The organism is Promicromonospora sp. NPDC110617 (genome assembly GCF_055598465.1).
Window position 1 is genome coordinate 313,046 of the sequence record NZ_JBVKBM010000004.1, and the last position, 13,785, is coordinate 326,830.

At 71.3% G+C, this 13,785-nt stretch carries 12 protein-coding genes and 1 tRNA gene; 8 read left to right on the plus strand and 5 right to left on the minus strand.

Features of this window, described 5'->3' with window-relative positions; translation table 11 throughout:
• Positions 1-40: 40 nt before the first annotated feature.
• Positions 41-802, minus strand: coding sequence for an SDR family oxidoreductase (locus tag ACZ7LE_RS23215; protein ID WP_470405581.1), 762 nt, complete (start codon positions 800-802; stop codon positions 41-43).
• Between the two features lie 82 nt (positions 803-884).
• Positions 885-1,334 carry a MarR family winged helix-turn-helix transcriptional regulator gene (locus ACZ7LE_RS23220; RefSeq protein WP_470405582.1) on the minus strand — a complete coding sequence of 150 codons (450 nt, stop codon included), beginning with the start codon at positions 1,332-1,334 and terminating at the stop codon, positions 885-887.
• Between the two features lie 158 nt (positions 1,335-1,492).
• Between ACZ7LE_RS23220 and ACZ7LE_RS23225 the strand changes: the two genes are divergently transcribed.
• Positions 1,493-2,341, plus strand: coding sequence for an aldo/keto reductase (locus tag ACZ7LE_RS23225; RefSeq protein WP_470405583.1), 849 nt, complete (start codon positions 1,493-1,495; stop codon positions 2,339-2,341).
• Between the two features lie 95 nt (positions 2,342-2,436).
• The gene (locus ACZ7LE_RS23230) at positions 2,437-3,672 is read left to right on the plus strand and encodes an MFS transporter (protein WP_470405584.1); all 1,236 of its coding nucleotides are present in this window, start codon (positions 2,437-2,439) and stop codon (positions 3,670-3,672) included.
• 1 nt (position 3,673) lies between these two features.
• Here the strand turns inward: ACZ7LE_RS23230 and ACZ7LE_RS23235 are convergent.
• Positions 3,674-3,746 (minus strand) — tRNA-Arg (locus ACZ7LE_RS23235).
• A 240-nt stretch (positions 3,747-3,986) separates the two neighbouring features.
• Here ACZ7LE_RS23235 and ACZ7LE_RS23240 point away from each other — a divergent pair.
• Genes ACZ7LE_RS23240 through ACZ7LE_RS23260 form a run of 5 tightly spaced genes read left to right on the plus strand, consistent with a single transcriptional unit; the run spans position 3,987 to position 9,632 of the window.
• On the plus strand, positions 3,987-5,756 hold the full coding sequence (locus ACZ7LE_RS23240; RefSeq protein WP_470405585.1) for an ABC transporter substrate-binding protein: 1,770 nt from the start codon (positions 3,987-3,989) through the stop codon (positions 5,754-5,756).
• Positions 5,757-5,759: 3 nt separating this feature from the next.
• On the plus strand, positions 5,760-6,755 hold the full coding sequence (locus ACZ7LE_RS23245) for an ABC transporter permease (protein ID WP_470405586.1): 996 nt from the start codon (positions 5,760-5,762) through the stop codon (positions 6,753-6,755).
• Positions 6,752-7,687 (plus strand): ABC transporter permease, encoded by a 936-nt coding sequence (locus ACZ7LE_RS23250; protein ID WP_470405587.1) that lies wholly within the window; start codon positions 6,752-6,754, stop codon positions 7,685-7,687. Before ACZ7LE_RS23245 ends, ACZ7LE_RS23250 begins: the two co-directional genes overlap by 4 nt.
• A gap of 11 nt (positions 7,688-7,698) precedes the next feature.
• Positions 7,699-8,637: an ABC transporter ATP-binding protein gene (locus tag ACZ7LE_RS23255; RefSeq protein ID WP_470405588.1), complete on the plus strand. Its 939-nt coding sequence runs from the start codon at positions 7,699-7,701 to the stop codon at positions 8,635-8,637.
• On the plus strand, positions 8,637-9,632 hold the full coding sequence (locus ACZ7LE_RS23260; protein ID WP_470405589.1) for an ABC transporter ATP-binding protein: 996 nt from the start codon (positions 8,637-8,639) through the stop codon (positions 9,630-9,632). Before ACZ7LE_RS23255 ends, ACZ7LE_RS23260 begins: the two co-directional genes overlap by 1 nt.
• A gap of 37 nt (positions 9,633-9,669) precedes the next feature.
• Here ACZ7LE_RS23260 and ACZ7LE_RS23265 read toward each other — a convergent pair whose 3' ends face one another.
• Positions 9,670-10,539, minus strand: coding sequence for a L,D-transpeptidase (locus ACZ7LE_RS23265; RefSeq protein WP_470405590.1), 870 nt, complete (start codon positions 10,537-10,539; stop codon positions 9,670-9,672).
• Between the two features lie 211 nt (positions 10,540-10,750).
• Here ACZ7LE_RS23265 and ACZ7LE_RS23270 point away from each other — a divergent pair, with 211 nt between their 5' ends.
• Positions 10,751-12,040: a winged helix-turn-helix domain-containing protein gene (locus ACZ7LE_RS23270; protein ID WP_470405591.1), complete on the plus strand. Its 1,290-nt coding sequence runs from the start codon at positions 10,751-10,753 to the stop codon at positions 12,038-12,040.
• Between the two features lie 127 nt (positions 12,041-12,167).
• Here ACZ7LE_RS23270 and ACZ7LE_RS23275 read toward each other — a convergent pair whose 3' ends face one another.
• On the minus strand, positions 12,168-13,409 hold the full coding sequence (locus ACZ7LE_RS23275) for an MFS transporter (protein WP_470405592.1): 1,242 nt from the start codon (positions 13,407-13,409) through the stop codon (positions 12,168-12,170).
• Positions 13,410-13,785 lie beyond the last annotated feature (376 nt).

Here is a 13,785-nt window from a genome sequence, read left to right on the forward strand (position 1 = left end):
CTGCGGACGGGCGCACCGTGGGCGTGCCCGTCCGATCAGGTCACCAGGCGAGGGGACCCGCCTGGTCCACGAAGGTCCCGGTCGCGCCGTCCGGCCCGAGCAGGGCCATGCGCGCCACGACCGGTGCCGCCTCCTCGGGCGACGTCGGCGCCGCCGCCCGGTTGTCCGGACCACCCAGGTCGGTCTGGACCCAGCCCGGGCAGACCGAGTTCACGAGGATCGGTGTGTCCGCCAGCGACTTGGACAGGGACACGGTCAGGGCGTTGAGCGCGGCCTTCGAGCCCTGGTAGGCGGGCAGCACCAGGCCGAAGTACGGCGACCGCGGGTCGAGCTGCTCGGTCAGCGAGCCCATCGCGGTCGAGACGTTCACGATGCGCCCGGCGGCGGACCGCCGCAGCAGCGGCAGCATCGCCTGTGTGACCGCCGCAGCGCCGAACAGGTTGGTCTCGAACGTCGAGCGGAACATGGTCAGGTCCAGCGGGTGCTCCTGGTCGGGTGCGGTGGCCTCCGGCAGGATGCCAGCGTTGTTGACCAGGATGTCCAGGCGGCCGTACTGGAGCTCGATGTGTTCCACGGCGGCCGTCACCTGGGCAGGGTCGGTCACGTCGAGCGTCACCGGCCGGGCGGGGAGCCCCGCCTCGCGCAGGGTCGTCGCCGCGGCCGCCGCCCGTGCGGTGTCACGCCCGCCCACCAGCACGGTGGCGCCGGCCTCTGCCAGCTCTCTGGCCACGGCGAGGCCGAGTCCTCTGTTCGCTCCGGTGACCAGGGCGATCGGGGAGTTGTCGTCGTACGTGTTCGTCATGGCTCAAGCCTCGGCCGCAGGACTCCGTGGTGCTGGCGGGATCCCGCCGTCGCATTCGGCGCGCTTCCGGGGGTGGGCCTGCTCAGACCCCCGCGCCCACCCCACCCAGCGTGCCCACGAGGCCGGCCAGCTCCGGCACCTGTTCCGCCTCCTGCAGTGCCTCGTGCAGCGCGCGGTCGTGCGTGGGGCGCGCGGCCACCAGCAGCTTCTCGCCGGCCTGGGTGAGCTCGGTGTAGATCCCGCGCCGGTCGTCCTGGCACAGCACGCGCGTGAGCAGCGCGCGGTCCTCCAGGCGGTTGACCAGGCGCGTCGTGGCGCTCGGCGAGAGCGCGGTCGCGCGGCCGAGCTGCTGCATGCGCATGTGCCAGCCGTCCTGCCGGGACAGCGCGTCCAGCACCGTGTACTCCACGACGGACAGGCCGTGCTCGGCCTGCAGCGCGCGTTCGAGCGCGGTGTCGATCATGCCGTGCAGTGCGGCGAGCGTTCGCCAGCCCTGGGCACGGATCTCGACGGCGTCGTCGGCGATTCCCATGGGCCCTCCTCGTCGGGCGTGATTCCTGTCTCCAACTATAGCGCTTGTGCAACTAGTGCGCGCGTGCAACTATCTAGGAGGCGCGTGCAACTAAACGCGTCCGCCAGGTGTCCGCGTACGCACAGTGGGCACCGTTCGGAGAACAGCAAGGAGCCCTCATGTCTTCCCCCGTCGAGACCCCCGCCGTCGCCCTCCCCAACGCCGCCCGCCCGGGCGCGACCATGCCGCAGGTCGGGTTCGGCGTCTTCCAGGTGCCGGACGCCGAGACCACCCGCGCCGTCGGCCACGCGCTCGAAGCCGGATACCGGAGCATCGACACCGCCGCCATCTACGGCAACGAGGCGGGCGTGGGCCGCACCCTGGCGGAGTCCGGGCTCGCGCGCGACGACCTCTTCGTCACCAGCAAGCTGTGGACCGACTCCATGGCGCGCGGCGCCGTGCGCCCGGCCCTGGAGCGCAGCCTGGAGCTGCTCGGCCTCGACGCCCTCGACCTGTACCTGATCCACTGGCCTGCGCCCGGGCGCGGGCAGTCCGTCGCCGCCTGGGAGGGGCTCGTCGAGGCCCGCGAGGCCGGCCTGGTCCGGGAGATCGGCGTCTCGAACTTCCAGCCGGCACACCTCGACGCGATCGTCGCCGCGACCGGCGTGCGCCCCGTCGTCAACCAGGTGGAGCTGCACCCCGCCCTGCAGCAGCGCGAGCTGCGCGCCCACCACGCGGGGCTGGGCATCGTCACCGAGGCGTGGAGCCCGCTCGCGCAGGGCGCGGTGCTCGACGAGGCGGCCGTGACCGAGGCCGCCCGCGCGCACGGGGTCTCCGCCGCGCAGGTGGTCCTGCGCTGGCACCTGCAGCACGGCAACGTCGTGATCCCCAAGTCGGTCACGCCGGCCCGCATCGCGTCGAACCTCGACGTCCTCGGGTTCGAGCTCACCGCCGAGCAGGTCGCGGCGATCGACGCCCTGGACCGGGACGGGCGCACCGGCCCGCACCCGGACCGCTTCAACGGCTGACGAGCACCCCGCCGGCACGAGCCGGCCCGGCACGAACCGGCCACCCCGCACGAGCCGGCCACCCCGCACCACCCCGCACCTCAAGGAGCGCTGTCATGCCTGTCGCCCTGTGGGCCCTCGCCATCGGGGGCTTCGGGATCGGCCTCACCGAGTTCGTCATCATGGGTCTGCTGCCCGAGGTGGCCACGGACTTCGGCGTCACCGAGACCGTCGCCGGTTACCTCATCTCCGGCTACGCGCTGTCCGTCGCGGTCGGTGCGGTCGGTCTCACCGCCGCCCTGACCCGGGTGGACCGCAAGAAGGCCCTGCTCGGCCTGATGATCCTGTTCATCGCGGGCAACCTGGTGTCCGCCGTGGCACCGACGTACGAGCTGATGATGCTCGGCCGGGTCGTCGCGGCCCTGTGCCACGGCGCCTTCTTCGGCATCGGCGCGGTCGTCGCGGCCGACCTGGTCGCCCGCGACCGGCGCGCCGCCGCCATCTCGATCATGTTCGCCGGTCTGACCGTCGCCAACGTGCTCGGCGTGCCGTTCGGCACCCTGCTCGGCCAGGCGGCCGGCTGGCGCTCGACCTTCTGGGCCATCACCGGCATCGGCGTGCTCGCCTTCATCGGCATCGCGCTGCTGGTGCCGGCCCGGGTAGGCGTGCCCGACGACGCCGCGGGGCCGAGCGGGCAGCCCGGTCCCGGCCTACGCGGCGAGCTCGCGGCGTTCCGCGCGCCGCAGGTGTGGCTGTCGATCGCCGTGACCGTGCTCGGCTACGGCGGCATGTTCGGCGCCTTCACGTACATCGCGTTCACGCTGACCGAGGTCAGCGGGTTCGCGAGCTCGACCGTGCCCTGGCTGCTGATCCTGTTCGGCGCGGGCCTGTTCGTGGGCAACCTGGTGGGCGGCAAGGCCGCGGACAAGAACCTCGGGGCCACCCTGCTGACGCTGCTGGTGCTGCTCACCGTGGTGCTGGCCGTCTTCGCGCTCACCGCGACCAGCCAGGTCGCGACCATGATCAGCCTGGTGCTGATGGGCGCCGTCGGCTTCGCGACCGTGCCGGGCCTGCAGATGCGGGTCATGCGGCACGCGTCGGCGGCGCCGACGCTCGCCTCCGGCGCGAACATCGCGGCGTTCAACATCGGCAACGCGTTCGGTGCCTGGGTGGGCGGGCTGACGCTCGCCGCCGGCCTCGGGTACACGTCGCCGCTGTGGGCCGGCGCCCTCGTGACCCTGGCCGGGCTCGTCGTCATGGTGGTGGCCACCCTGGTGCGGGGCGGGGAACGGGCCGAGGCACGTACTGCGCGCCTGGCGCCCGACCGCCCGGCGGCGCCCGCCGAGCAGTAGGTGCGCCTGGGCAGACTCGAACTGCCGACACCCGCTTTAGGAGAGCGGTGCTCTATCCACTGAGCTACAGGCGCTCGCGCTTCTCCAGGAGGAGAACCGCGTGCGGCGGCCGGGGTGCAGCCCCGACCGCCGCACACAGCCTACCGGCCGCCCGGCCCGGCGCGCTCAGCGCCCGGGTCGGGCGTAGGTGTCGATTGCGCAACATAGCTGACAAACCTTGACCAATCCCTCTCCGACCCACAACGATGCTCAGCAACCCGGCGCGACGACGCGCCTGGTCCGCACGACGGCCGTGCGGGCGGAGAGGATCGACGATGTTCCTTCGACAGACCAGGTCCCGGGGCATGCTGGCCCTGGTGGCTGCCACCGCGGCGGGCGTGCTGCTCGCCGGCTGTTCCGGCGGCGGTGGGAGCGCACCCACGACGTCCAACCCGTACGCGTCCGCGGAGGGCATGGACTCGGCCAACGCCCTCGTGGCCGAGTACCCCCGCGAGGAGACGCTCTTCACGAGCGGCACCCAGTGGGGCCCGCCCACGTCGTGGAACCCGATCCCCAGCTCCGGGCACGCCACCGGTGCGCGCGGCCTGCTCTACGAGCCGCTGTTCCAGTTCGACCCGATCACCCTCGAGCTGACGCCCTGGCTCGCCGAGGGCGGCGAGTGGACCGGCGACAAGACCTACGAGCTCACCCTCCGTGAGGGCCTGACCTGGCAGGACGGCGAGACGCTCGACGCCGACGACGTCGTCTTCACCACCGAGCTCGGCAAGGTCGACGCCGTGCCGTACAGCAACCTGTGGACCTGGCTCGACAAGGTCGAGGCGACCAGCCCCACCACGGTGGAGTTCACGTTCTCCGACCCCCGCTACCAGGAGTGGGACAACTGGCTCTACAGCACGATGGTCGTCCCGGAGCACATCATGGGCGACTGGTCGGACGAGGAGCTGCTGTCCAACCCGAACGAGGACCCGATCGGCTCCGGCGCGTTCAAGTTCTCCGCCGTCGCCCAGGACCGCATGGTCTGGGAGCGCAACGACGACTGGTGGGCGCGCGGCGAGCTCGGCCTCGAGATGCCGATGAAGTACATCGTCGACGTCGTGAACACCTCCAACGAGGTGGCGCTCGGCCTGATGCTGTCCGGCGGCCTCGACCTGAGCAACAACTTCCTGCCCGGCGTCAACCAGCTCGTCGACACCGGCCAGGTCAGCACGTACTACGAGGGTGAGCCGTACATGCTGGCGGCGGCGTCCGCCAACCTGATCCCGAACCAGACGCGCCCGCCGATGGACGACGTCGACTTCCGGCAGGCCCTGGCGCGCTCGATCGACGTGGACAAGATCGTGACGAACGCCTACGGCGGTCTCGTGGCGAAGGCGCACCCGTCCGGCCTGGTGCCGGCGTTCGAGGAGTACTACGACGAGGACGTCGTGGCCGAGCACGGCTTCACCTTCGACGCGGACGAGGCCAAGTCGATCCTGGCCGACGCCGGGTACGAGGACACCGACGGCGACGGGTTCGTCGAGACGCCGGACGGCGAGGCGATCGACCTGAAGCTGATCGTCCCGGCCGGCTGGACCGACTGGATGGAGGCCGCGCGCGTCATCGCGGAGGACGCCTCCGCCGTCGGCATCAAGGTGACCGCCGACTTCCCCGACGCGGGCGCCGTCGACGACGCGCGGGCCACCGGCGACTTCGACCTGGTGATCAACGGCAACGCGGGTGTGAGCAACACGCCGTGGACCTACTACAACTACGCGTTCTACCAGCCGATCCAGGAGCAGATGCTGGCGGGCAACTTCGGCCGCTACGAGGACAAGGAGGCGTGGGACCTCGTCGAGGACCTCTCGCGCACCGAGAGCGGCACGCCCGAGTTCTCCGAGACGCTGTCGAAGGTCCAGGAGAAGTTCATGACCGACCTGCCGGCGATCCCGCTCTGGTACAACGGCGCGTGGGCCCAGTACAACGAGTCGCAGTGGACCAACTGGCCCAAGGAGGGTCGCGAGGACGCGTACTTCCCGATCATGTGGAACGGGTACGTGCAGATGGGTGGCATCAACACGCTGCTCGCCCTCGAGCCGGCCTCCTGACGTATGCGCGGCTATCTCGCTCGCAAGACCGTGATCTACGGCCTGACGTTCGTCGTCGCGGTCACGCTGAACTGGCTGATCCCCCGGCTCATGCCGGGGGATCCGGTCCAGCGGATGGTGGCGCGCGCCGCCGTCCAGCACCCCGAGACGATCGCGGCCATGACCGCGTACTACGAGCGGACGTTCGGGCTCGACCTGCCGCTCTGGCAGCAGTACCTGAACTACTGGGCCGCGCTGTTCCGCGGTGACCTGGGCACGAGCGTGTGGCTGTTCCCCGCGCCCGTGAGCCAGGTCGTGCTCGACGCCGTGCCCTACACGCTGGGCATCATGATCCCCGCGATCCTGCTGAGCTTCGTGATCGGCAACAGCGTGGGGGCCATGGCGGCGCGCAGCCGCTGGCTCGACAACGTGGCCCTGCCCGTCGGCTACCTGATCACGGCGATGCCGTACATGTGGCTGGCGATCCTGCTCGCGTGGGGCCTCGGCGTCGCGCTCGGCTGGTTCCCCGTGGCGGGCGGCTACGACTTCGGGATGGTGCCGCAGTGGTCGTGGGCGTTCGCCGGCGACCTGCTGCAGCACTGGGTGCTGCCGTTCCTCTCGCTGTTCCTCGTGTCCCTGGGCGGCTGGGCGATCGGCATGCGGAACCTGATCATCTACGAGCTCGAGTCCGACTACGCGAACTACCTGTCCGCGCTCGGCGCGCCCAAGCGGCTCGTGCGGCAGTACGCGTTCCGCAACGCGATGCTGCCGCAGATCACGGGCCTGGCGCTGCAACTCGGCACGATCCTGGGCGGCGCCCTGGTGACGGAGATCGTGTTCGCCTACCCGGGCCTGGGCAAGCTCGTGCTGTCCGCCATCCAGAACCAGGACTTCTTCCTGCTGCAGGGCACCCTGCTGTTCGTGGTGATCGGCGTGCTCCTGGCCAACTTCGTGATCGACATCGTCTACGTGCTGGTGGACCCCCGCACGCGGACCGGACTGACGGGGGCCACCTCATGACGGCGACACCGACGACGGCGGGACCCGGGACCGAGGCGACCGAGCAGCCGGGGGCGACCCCGGCGCCGTCGGGCCGCAAGCCCGGGGGAGACGCACGCGAGACGCTGTACTTCGCGCTGCGCAATCCCAAGGTCGTGATCGGCTCGGTGGTGGTGCTCGCGTTCCTGCTGCTGGGCCTGCTCGGGCCGCTGTTCCTCAGGTTCGCGCCGATGGACTACGCGGGGCCGCCCATGGCGCCGCCGTCCGCGGACTTCCCGTTCGGCACGACGACGTTCGGGCAGGACGTCTTCGCGCAGTTCGTCGCCGGCCTGCGGTCCACGTTCCTCGTGGGCCTGCTGGGCGGCGGCGTGGCCGCCGTCATCGGGATGACCATCGGGTTCGTCGCGGGCTACCGCGGCGGCCTGATCGACGAGCTGCTCAACATGCTGACCAACGTGGTGCTGGTGATCCCCGGCTTCGTGGTGCTCATCATCATCAACGCCTACCTGGGCGTGCGCAGCGTGCCCATGCAGGCGCTGTACATCGGCGTGTTCAGCTGGCCCTGGGTGGCGCGCGCGGTGCGGGCGCAGACCCTGTCGCTGCGCTCGCGGGACTTCATCGACCTGGCGCGGCTGTCCGGCGTGGGGGTGGGCACGATCCTGCGGCGCGAGGTGGCGCCCAACATGTACTCCTACCTGTTCATGACGTTCGTGCTGCTGTTCGGCGGGTCCATCCTGACCGCCGCGTCGCTCGACTTCATCGGGCTCGGGCCCACGAACGCCATGTCGCTCGGCCTGATGATGAACCAGGCCGTGCAGTGGAGCGCGCTCCATCTGGGGCTGTGGTGGTGGTTCATCCCGCCGGGGCTGGGGATCACGCTCATCGTGGGCTCGCTCTACATCATGAACGTCGGCCTCGACGAGGTCTTCAACCCCAAGCTGCGGGAGATGTGATGACCCTTTCCGTGACCGACCTGAGGGTCCACTACCGCACCCTGCGCGGCCCGGTGAAGGCTCTCGACGGCGTCAGCTTCGAGGTGGCCGACGGCGAGATCATGGGCATCGCCGGGGAGTCCGGCTGCGGCAAGACGACGCTCGGCAAGGCCCTGATCCGCCTCGACACCCGCATGGAGCACGTGGGCGGCACCGTCGCCCTCGACGGGGAGAAGCTCCCCATCGGCGACGACGGCGCGATGCGCCGCCACCGCTACCGCGAGGTGTCCCTCATCCCGCAGTACGCGATGTCGGCGATGAACCCGACCCGCAAGATCGGCCGGATGATCCGTGACCTCCTCGCGGCGCACAACGTGCGCTACGCGGAGGTGCTGCCGGAGCTCGAACGGCGTCTGGAGCTCGTCGGCCTCGACACCGACGTGCTGAAGCGCTACCCGATCGAGCTGTCCGGCGGCATGAAGCAGCGTGTGGTGCTCGTGCTGTCCACGCTGCTGAACCCGTCGCTGCTGATCGGCGACGAGGTGACGTCGGCGCTCGACGTGTCCTCGCAGAAGGCCGTCGCCCGGGCGCTCGTCGAGTTCCGCGACCATGGGTTCGTCCGGTCCATGATCGTGATCACCCACGACATCTCCGTGCTGTTCCAGGTGGCCGACACGATCCTGGTGATGTACGCCGGGCACCTCGCCGAGAAGGCGCCGGCCCGGACGATCATCGACGCGCCCCTGCACCCGTACACGAAGATGCTCATCGGGGCGCTGCCCAAGGTGGGCGACCGGTACGAGGAGCAGCGGCTCGAAGGCATCGAGGGCCGGCCGCCGTCGCTCCTCGACCCGCCCGCCGGCTGCCGGTTCCGCGACCGCTGCCCCCTCGCGCACGACCGGTGCGCCGAGGCCCCGCCCTTCCGCGAGGTCGCCGAGGGGCACCAGGTCGCGTGCTGGGCGGTGAGCTGATGCTGACGATCGACGCGCTCGACAAGGTCTACAAGACCGGCACCTTCGGCACCTCCGACCTGCACGCCGTGCGTCAGGTCAGCCTCGACGTCCAGCGGGGCGAGGTGGTCTCGCTCATCGGGGAGTCCGGCAGCGGCAAGTCGACCATCGGCAAGATGGTGCTCCACCTGCTCGACTCCACGGGCGGCAGCATCACGTTCGACGGGCGCGACGTCACCCGGCTCGGGTTCCGGGCCCGGCGCGACTACTACCGCAAGGTCCAGGGCGTTTTCCAGGACCCGTTCAGCTCGTTCAACCCGATCTACAAGGTGGACCGGACGTTCGAGACGCTGCGGCGCTCCTACTTCCCGCGGGTGTCCCAGGCCGACTGGCGCGGCCGCCTGGAGGAAGCACTGGGGGCGGTCAGCCTCGAACCCGGCGACATCCTCGGCAAGTTCCCGCACCAGCTCTCCGGCGGTCAGCTCCAGCGCCTGCTCATCGCGCGCGCCCTGCTCCTCGACATCGAGCTGCTCGTGGCCGACGAGATCATCTCGATGCTCGACGCCTCGACCCGCATCGACGTGCTCAACCTGCTGGGCGAGCTCAAGTCGCGCGGCCTCGGGATCCTGTTCGTCACGCACGACCTCTCGCTCGGCAACTACGTCTCCGACCGGGTGGTCATCCTCTACAAGGGGCGCGTCGTGGAGCGCGGCGTCACCAGCGCCGTCTTCGACGACCCGCTGCACCCCTACACCCGCGACCTGCTGGCCTCGGTGCCGCACCTGGACCGCACGTGGGAGGAGGTCGAGGCCGAGGAGTCCCAGCGGTCCGCGCGCCTGGCGGGACGGTGCCTGTACCACGAGGCGCTCGCGGCCCAGGGGCGGTCCCTGGGCGAGGAGGCCGAGGCGGGCTCGGTGAGCGGCACGGCTGACGACCTCGGGCTGGTCGAGCACGCCCCCGGCCACTTCGTGGGGTGCTTCCGCAAGGCGGCGGACGAGGACTGCCCGGCGGGCTGAGCCGGACGGTGAACCGGCCGGTGAAGCGGACGCCTCGCTAGGCCCGGACCAGGACCGGTACACCCGGGTCCAGGCCGGCGAGGTGCTCGAAGTCCGCGCTCGTCAGCCGGATGCAGCCGTTGCTGACCGTCCCGCCCTGGCCCTCGCCCACGTGCAGCGCGGTGGCGGCGTAGTCGGTGCCGTAGAAGCCGTCGAGGGACTCGCTCTGCATCGACAGGAACACCGACATCCCGGTGTTCACCGCCTCCGTGACGGTGAAGACCTGCGTGAGACCGCGCGGCGTCGGCGTCTCGGGCGCGCCGACGCCGGCGGGGAGCACGTCCCGCGAGCCGTCGTCATGGTTCACGGTCACGGTGCGGTCCGACAGGTCGACCACCACCGAGCGCCGCTCCTTCTCCAGCACGACGTCGCTCCCGCGCAGCCAGCCCGAGACGCCGTTGACCCGGTCCGGGTCGTCCGACGGCAGCGCGCCGCGCCCGTACGGGACGAGCACCTTGACCCAGCCCGGCCGGCGCTCCAGCACGAGCCAGCGGCCGTCGGCGTCGTAGTAGTCGGACTCGAGGGCGAGCACCGGCGCCTTGGTCACGTCGGGCGCCGCCCAGACCGGGATCCGGGCCTTCCGCGGCTCGGCGACCGAACCGGGCAGGCCCCGGAGCGTGTCGAGCCTGGTGTGCGGCAGGTCGCCGGGGAGCAGCTTGTCGATGGCGGGCGTGGGCAGGGCCGCGAGGGAGTAGCCCGCCGCCTTCGGCGTCGGCTTCGCGGTGGTCGGGCTGGCGGACGCCGACGGGCTCGCCGACGGCGCGGCCTCGGCCGGATCGAGCCCGGCCCGCAACCCGAACCAGGCCGCCGTCCCGACGAGCACGACGGCGACGACGCCGGCCACCCAGATCCAGGTCCTCTGCGACATGTGTTCTCCCCGTGCGTCCGCGCCACGCGCCTGGTCCCGGCGCCGTGCCCATCGTGCCCCGCGCCGGTGGCACGCGCAGCCGAGCGACCGACGATACCGGGTTGTCACAGTTGTCCGATATCTTCGTGCCCGCCCGTATGACGATCCGAACTGTTGTTCGGTCCCGCCGCGGGATCCAGTCCGACAGGCACCTGACGAAGGAGAGATCACCGTGGCCCCCGCCGACCGGGCGTTCCCCGTCACGACCGTTCCCACGCGCCGTTCCCGCAACCTGGTGCTCACGGGCGCGGTGTCCGTCGCCCTCATCTCGACCGGGTCCGCCTACCTGGCGATGGTCCAGTTCGGCATCGACGTGCTCGCGATGAGCCAGGGCACCGCCTACGCTACCGCCGGCGTCTTCGAGCTCTCGCTGGTGACCGTCGCCCTCCTGGCCCGCGAGGCCGCCCGCGACAACCGGCCCGGCGGCACCCTGCTCGCCCTGACCTGGGCGCTCTCGTCGGCCTCCGGCGTCTTCGCCGCCTGGCACGAGGCGTACATCGGCCACCCTGTCGGCGCCGTCGTGTTCCGGTTCATCGTGCCCCTGCTCGCCGCGCTCATGTGGCACCTCGCCCTCATCGGCGACCGCCACCTGGCGACCGGCACGTCCTGGTCCGCGCTGCGCCAGTCCGCCCGCATGCACGCCCTGTTCCTCACCACCGAGGACCTGTTCCGGGCACAGAGCCTGAACGACGGTTCGCGCACCGCCCGCCGCCGGCTCGCCCGCGCCGAGGCCGGCCGCCGTCGGGCCCGCTCCGTGGCGCTGCGCACCGTGCCGCCCACCGAGATGCGCGCGCAGGTCGCCGCCTGGTGCGAGGCGCTCGCGGCCGTGGGCGACGGGACCGCCGACGTCGCCCGCCTGCACCTGGCCGACCGGCAGCGGCTCACCGGGATCCTCGTCGACGAGGCGATGGACACCGGGGAGCGCTCGGAGGTCGGAGCGCTCGACTACGAGCGCTGGGCCGCGGACGCGGTGGCGGCCGAGTTCGCCGGTGAACCTCGCGGCGACGTCGGGGCGGAGGCCGCTCCCGGCGGCTGGAACGGTGCTGGTGCAGTTGCCGACGCCGGTGCCGGCGTCCCGGAGGGTGCGGAGCGCCGGGTGGCGTACGCCAGCCTGGCGGCGCCGCGCGACGAGGTGCGGGAGCGGGCCCCGCAGCCGGACGGGGTCTTCGACCAGGCGGCGACCGACGAGGACGGCCTGGCCGCCGAGGAGGCGCCGGTGGAGCCGGCCGAGGCGGCGGCCCGCGCCACGGCGAACGTCCGCGACGGGATTCCCCGGCGCCGGGCGCCGCGCCGGAACACCCAGCTCGGTACGCAGGACGCCGAGCGCATGATCGACCTGCGGACCAAGGGCCGCACGTACCGCGAGATCGCGGAGGAGGTCGGCGTCAGCCGGTCGACCGTGAGCAAGCGCATGCGCGAGTTCACCGAGACGGGCTCGATCCCGATCGTGAAGGCCCGCTGAGCCTGCGGTGGCCCGGGGCCGCCCCGGCTGCCAGCTGATCACCTTTGAGGCCCGGGTTTCTTCTCTTTGGACCGCTCCAAAGAGAAGAAACCCGGGCCTCGAAGGGGAGGGGGAGCCGGCCGTTTTGCTAGTCAGCGGCCTGGGCGTGCGCCACGTGGCCCAGGGAGCGCCAGACCAGCGCGAGGGTGATCCCGGCTCCGGCACACGCGAACCACCAGGGGGCCACGAGGCCCCAGTGCTCGGCGATGACGCCGCCGATGCCCTGCCCGATCACGAGACCGCCGAACACGCAGATCATGTTGATCGACGCGACGCGCCCCTGGAACGCCTTGGGCACCGCGCGCTGCCGCACCGTCGTGGACAGCGTGCCCCAGACGAAGGCGTAGACGCCGAACTCGAACATGATCACGATCGCCACCCAGCCCGTGGTGGTCAGCGCGAACGCCCCGTGGGTGAGCACCTCCAGCGTCAGACAGACGCGCATGAGCGTCGCCAGGTTCACGTGCCGCTCCAGCCAGCCGTACGCCAGCACGCCGACGACGCCGCCCACCGCGCTCGCCGTGGTGAGCAGGCCGTAGCCGACCTCGCTCATGTGCAGGTGGTCCAGCGAGTACTTCACGAGCACGCCCCACGGGGCGGCCCAGGTGATGTTGAAGACCAGGATGACCAGGCACAGCGTGCGCACGGGCGGGTGGTGCCACACCCAGCGCAGGCCCTCGGCGATGTCCTTGCGGACGTGGGTGTCGGCGTCGCGCACGTTGACGAACGACACGCCGGGCGGGGCCACGATGCGGGAGACGAGCACGATCGCCAGCAGCACGCAGACCACCTGGATCACGAACGGCCAGGCCATGCCCGCGGCGAAGAAGAAGGCGCCCAGCGGCGGGCCGATGAGCTGGTTCGCGCCGAGGAATCCGGCCTGCATGCGCTGGTTGCCCGCACCGAGGTCGGCGGGCGCCACGAGGGTGGGCAGGAGTGTCTGCTGGGTGGTGTCCGCGAAGACCTCGGCGGTGCCGTAGAGGAACATCGCGGCGAGCACCATGCCGATGCTCACGGTGCCGGTCCCGATGAAGACGCACAGGACGGCGATGACCAGGGCCCGGAACGCGTTGGCGACGATGACGACGCGGCGCCGGTCCAGCCGGTCGGCCAGCGCCCCGGCCCAGAGGCCGAACAGCAGCCACGGCAGCCGCTGGAGCATCGCGGCGAGGGCGACGAGAAAGGCGCTGTCGGTCTGCGACGCGACCAGCAGGGGCCCGGCGGCGAGCGCGATGCCGTCGCCGATGTTGCTGGTCCACGACGCGGAGACGAGCCAGCGGAACGGCCGGCCGAGCCTGCGGGGGAAGACTGCCTCGACGAGAGCGCTCACAAACGATCGAGTTTAGGAGGCGCCGTCCAGGCTTTTTTTCGGATCCGACCGAAGGGCCCCGGAACGGCGAGATGTCGCGGTTGGCAGGGTCCCGCGCGAGGCGAAAACTTGCACCTCGACAACGTTCTTGTGACCTGTTTTCCGCAACCTGGACGATCGTCCGAGTCGGTGTTGACGTCCGCCTGGAACAGGTGCAGACTCTCACAAGACGGTGCGCATCGCCCGCCCCCTGCGCGGTGCGCACCGTCATTACCCCGGTGGACTTCGGTGCACCTGCTGAGCCCCTTCGGACCCCCTGCCGGAGGGGCTTTTGCATGCCCCGGACCACCCCGTCGCGAGGTTCGGACGCACAGCTCACCCGGGTGACTTCTGGGCC

What these genes read in the sequence shown, in the direction of transcription:
- ACZ7LE_RS23260 (WP_470405589.1), top strand. Translation starts at nt 8,637, where the DNA reads ATGCTGACGATCGACGCGCTCGACAAGGTCTACAAGACCGGCACCTTC.
- ACZ7LE_RS23230 (WP_470405584.1), top strand. Translation starts at nt 2,437, where the DNA reads ATGCCTGTCGCCCTGTGGGCCCTCGCCATCGGGGGCTTCGGGATCGGC.
- ACZ7LE_RS23215 (WP_470405581.1), bottom strand. Translation starts at nt 802, where the DNA reads ATGACGAACACGTACGACGACAACTCCCCGATCGCCCTGGTCACCGGA.
- ACZ7LE_RS23265 (WP_470405590.1), bottom strand. Translation starts at nt 10,539, where the DNA reads ATGTCGCAGAGGACCTGGATCTGGGTGGCCGGCGTCGTCGCCGTCGTG.
- ACZ7LE_RS23225 (WP_470405583.1), top strand. Translation starts at nt 1,493, where the DNA reads ATGTCTTCCCCCGTCGAGACCCCCGCCGTCGCCCTCCCCAACGCCGCC.
- ACZ7LE_RS23240 (WP_470405585.1), top strand. Translation starts at nt 3,987, where the DNA reads ATGTTCCTTCGACAGACCAGGTCCCGGGGCATGCTGGCCCTGGTGGCT.
- ACZ7LE_RS23250 (WP_470405587.1), top strand. Translation starts at nt 6,752, where the DNA reads ATGACGGCGACACCGACGACGGCGGGACCCGGGACCGAGGCGACCGAG.
- ACZ7LE_RS23245 (WP_470405586.1), top strand. Translation starts at nt 5,760, where the DNA reads ATGCGCGGCTATCTCGCTCGCAAGACCGTGATCTACGGCCTGACGTTC.
- ACZ7LE_RS23220 (WP_470405582.1), bottom strand. Translation starts at nt 1,334, where the DNA reads ATGGGAATCGCCGACGACGCCGTCGAGATCCGTGCCCAGGGCTGGCGA.